We start from the raw sequence: 883 nt of genomic DNA on the forward strand, positions 1-883 counted from the left end.
TTACACGTGTTCTTCTAATTCTTCTATTACGATTACCCAGTTTTGAGGGAATAAATTTCCCCTTGAAAAAATTCAAAAAGACATTATAATAGAATATGTCTTGTTGATTTATACATTGTCTGGCGGTAAAGGCGAGAAGGTCACACCCGTTCCCATCCCGAACACGGAAGTTAAGCTTCTCAGCGCCGATGGTAGTTGGGGTGCNAGGCAATTTGGAGGATTAGCTCAGCTGGGAGAGCATCTGCCTTACAAGCAGAGGGTCGGCGGTTCGATCCCGTCATCCTCCACCATTTATATTCAGAGCCATTAGCTCAGTTGGTAGAGCATCTGACTTTTAATCAGAGGGTCGAAGGTTCGAGTCCTTCATGGCTCACCATATAAATATGCGGGTGTGGCGGAATTGGCAGACGCACCAGACTTAGGATCTGGCGCCGCGAGGCGTGGGGGTTCGACTCCCTTCACCCGCATTGTTTAACGCGGAAGTAGTTCAGTGGTAGAACACCACCTTGCCAAGGTGGGGGTCGCGGGTTCGAATCCCGTCTTCCGCTCCATATTTATGCCGGGGTGGCGGAACTGGCAGACGCACAGGACTTAAAATCCTGCGGTAGGTGACTACCGTACCGGTTCGATTCCGGTCCTCGGCACCATTTGTAAATAAATGAAGCGCCCGTAGCTCAATTGGATAGAGCGTCTGACTACGGATCAGAAGGTTATGGGTTCGACTCCTTTCGGGCGCGCCATATTACGGGAAGTAGCTCAGCTTGGTAGAGCACTTGGTTTGGGACCAAGGGGTCGCAGGTTCGAATCCTGTCTTCCCGACCAGCAGAATTTTATATGTGGGGGATTAGCTCAGCTGGGAGAGCGCCTGCTTTGCACGCAGGAG

General features: G+C 50.9%; 6 tRNA genes and 1 rRNA gene. All 7 read left to right on the forward strand.

Going from position 1 to position 883, the window contains the following annotated elements:
- Positions 1–118: 118 nt before the first annotated feature.
- The 7 genes from rrf to A8F94_RS12130 all read left to right on the forward strand — a co-directional run bounded on the left by rrf (position 119) and on the right by A8F94_RS12130 (position 822).
- A 5S ribosomal RNA gene (gene rrf, locus A8F94_RS12100) occupies positions 119–235 on the forward strand.
- 65 nt (positions 236–300) lie between these two features.
- Positions 301–376, forward strand: a tRNA-Lys gene (locus A8F94_RS12105).
- A gap of 9 nt (positions 377–385) precedes the next feature.
- Positions 386–467, forward strand: a tRNA-Leu gene (locus A8F94_RS12110).
- 9 nt (positions 468–476) lie between these two features.
- Positions 477–551 (forward strand) — tRNA-Gly (locus tag A8F94_RS12115).
- A gap of 7 nt (positions 552–558) precedes the next feature.
- A tRNA-Leu gene (locus A8F94_RS12120) sits at positions 559–647 on the forward strand.
- Between the two features lie 16 nt (positions 648–663).
- Positions 664–740: transfer RNA gene (locus A8F94_RS12125), tRNA-Arg, on the forward strand.
- Between the two features lie 5 nt (positions 741–745).
- Positions 746–822: transfer RNA gene (locus A8F94_RS12130), tRNA-Pro, on the forward strand.
- Positions 823–883: the final 61 nt, after the last annotated feature.

This window comes from Bacillus sp. FJAT-27225 (assembly GCF_001685025.1).
Lineage (GTDB): Bacteria > Bacillota > Bacilli > Bacillales > Cytobacillaceae > Bacillus_D.